At 62.2% G+C, this 1,793-nt stretch carries 4 protein-coding genes; 2 read left to right on the forward strand and 2 right to left on the reverse strand.

The window, feature by feature from the left end:
* The first annotated feature begins 218 nt into the window (after nt 1–218).
* Both FS320_RS42730 and FS320_RS42735 read left to right on the forward strand, forming a co-directional pair.
* Nucleotides 219–467 (forward strand): hypothetical protein, encoded by a 249-nt coding sequence (locus tag FS320_RS42730; protein WP_152718563.1) that lies wholly within the window; start codon nt 219–221, stop codon nt 465–467.
* A 161-nt stretch (nt 468–628) separates the two neighbouring features.
* Nucleotides 629–898, forward strand: a complete 270-nt coding sequence (locus FS320_RS42735; RefSeq protein WP_152718564.1) for a DUF6894 family protein — start codon at nt 629–631, stop codon at nt 896–898.
* A gap of 72 nt (nt 899–970) precedes the next feature.
* Here the strand turns inward: FS320_RS42735 and FS320_RS42740 are convergent, their stop codons facing one another.
* A complete protein-coding gene (locus FS320_RS42740; protein ID WP_152718565.1) occupies nt 971–1,216 on the reverse strand; it encodes a hypothetical protein in 246 nt (81 codons plus the stop codon).
* Nucleotides 1,213–1,793: Crp/Fnr family transcriptional regulator (locus FS320_RS42745; protein WP_152718566.1), on the reverse strand; the 581-nt coding region annotated here is incomplete at its 5' end. The genes FS320_RS42745 and FS320_RS42740, both read right to left, overlap by 4 nt.

Below are 1,793 nucleotides of genomic sequence, written 5' to 3' on the forward strand. Positions count from 1 at the left end.
CAGGCGCCCACCGTCGAAAGCAGCGGTGATCTTCTTGCGGCCAACGGCTGGAAACGGGAAGGTGGCAGGTGTATCGTCCGGCATGGCGAGTGTGGCACAGGGCAATTGGTGGCAGGGATTAGTCTCAACAACCAAATCCTACGCTGCTTCAAGTGCTTAAGCTACACTCGCCAGCCTTCATCAACCTTCCCATGCATAAGAACGGCTAGGAGTGTCCCATGCCTCGGTTTTATGACACCTGCGCCGGGCCCATCGGCGGTCTCTATCTACCTCCCGTGGCTTGGGACGTGCTCCAGCGGGAGACGATCCAGACGCTTGCGGAACTCGTGGACCTTGCTGACCGGCTTGAGCAGTTCGACGGGATGGAACCCCGGATGGCGGAAGTGATCCGGGAGGCACTCGTCCGTGTCGCACCGCCTGAAGAGCCGACAGTCGGTGAGATGCTGCTGGGCCCATGGTGCGCGTAATTCCGGTCAGGCTGTTTTATGGAATGCGGCCCCCGACATCTGGGCGGCAGATCTGAACGAAAGGGTCTCCAAGCCGTTGCCCCTTATCGCCGGCATGGATGATCCAGGCGCCGGTGACCGAGAGATCCGTGAGCTCCCGCCTGTCGGCAGAGGAGCGCCCCATGCCCCGCTATTACTTCCATGTGATCGACGGCCGCAGCATCATCGACAATGAAGGGGCGGAGCTTGCCGGTCTCAGGCAAGCCCGCGTTGAGGCGATCCAGTTGGCTGGCGCTATCCTGCGCGATGAAGGTGACACATTCTGGAAGGGTGAACAGTGGCACATGAATGTCACCGATGCCTCAGGACGATCGGTGCTCAAGCTCCACTTCTCAGCCGACGATCAGGGCATCGCCCCTGACGAGGACCGAGAGATCGAGACCTTGGCTTAGCTCGTCCTCGGCATGTCGTGGTGTTGCAGCCAAGACGGAATGTCCGGTGCTGAGCAGAAGAAGCGAAGCTGCCTAGCGCCTTTTGGCCAGGCGCTGACGGATCCCCTCCTGGGCCGCGTCCAGATCGGCGGAGGTGGGATGATCGGGTCCTTTCAGGCAACCAAAGCCTGCCTCCAGGTACCAGTGGCCGGATGCGCCATCGTACTGCTCACCGAGATGGGTCAGCACCGCCACCAGCCGCTGCTGTCCGTTGAACACCAGCACGCCTTCTTCATCGCTGCCGTTACCAACCCGGATCGGCTGAAGGGTCATGCTCATGCTGCTGCCTCCTGCCGCTCCAGATGCAGGTAGGCCGGGTCGAACTCGCCGGCCTGCTGCAGCTTGTCCCAATCGAGCACTTTCAGGCGGTCGCCTTTCAGCTCGATCAGGCCGTCGGCCCGCAGTTGCTGCAGCATCCGGTTGACGTGAACCGTCGTCAGGCCAGTGGCATCGGCAAACTCACTCTGGGTGATCGGCAGGTCACAGGTATGGTCCTCGGCCAGGCCCACCGCCCGCAGGCGCACCAGCAGCTCGCACAGAACATGGGCGATGCGCTGGTAGCCTTCGCGCTGCCCGACATTCATCACCCATTCCCGGAAGATGGACGCATCCACAAGGGTCTCGCGCCAGAAGGCGGCTGCGATGCGAGGGTAGCGTTCGCAGATGTCGCGCAGCACCTCATGCGGGATGAACCCCACCCGGCACGGGCTGATGGTGCCGATGCTGGTATCCAGCACCTGGAGATGCAGGCTCTGCAGGTCAGGAACATCGCCGGGAAGGTTGAAGGAGACGATCTGGCGCTTGCCTCCCGCGGTGACCTTATAGGTGCAGGCAAAGCCGCTCAGGATCAGGCACG

This window comes from Microvirga tunisiensis, from assembly GCF_009296175.1.
In the GTDB taxonomy this organism is placed as follows: domain Bacteria; phylum Pseudomonadota; class Alphaproteobacteria; order Rhizobiales; family Beijerinckiaceae; genus Microvirga; species Microvirga tunisiensis.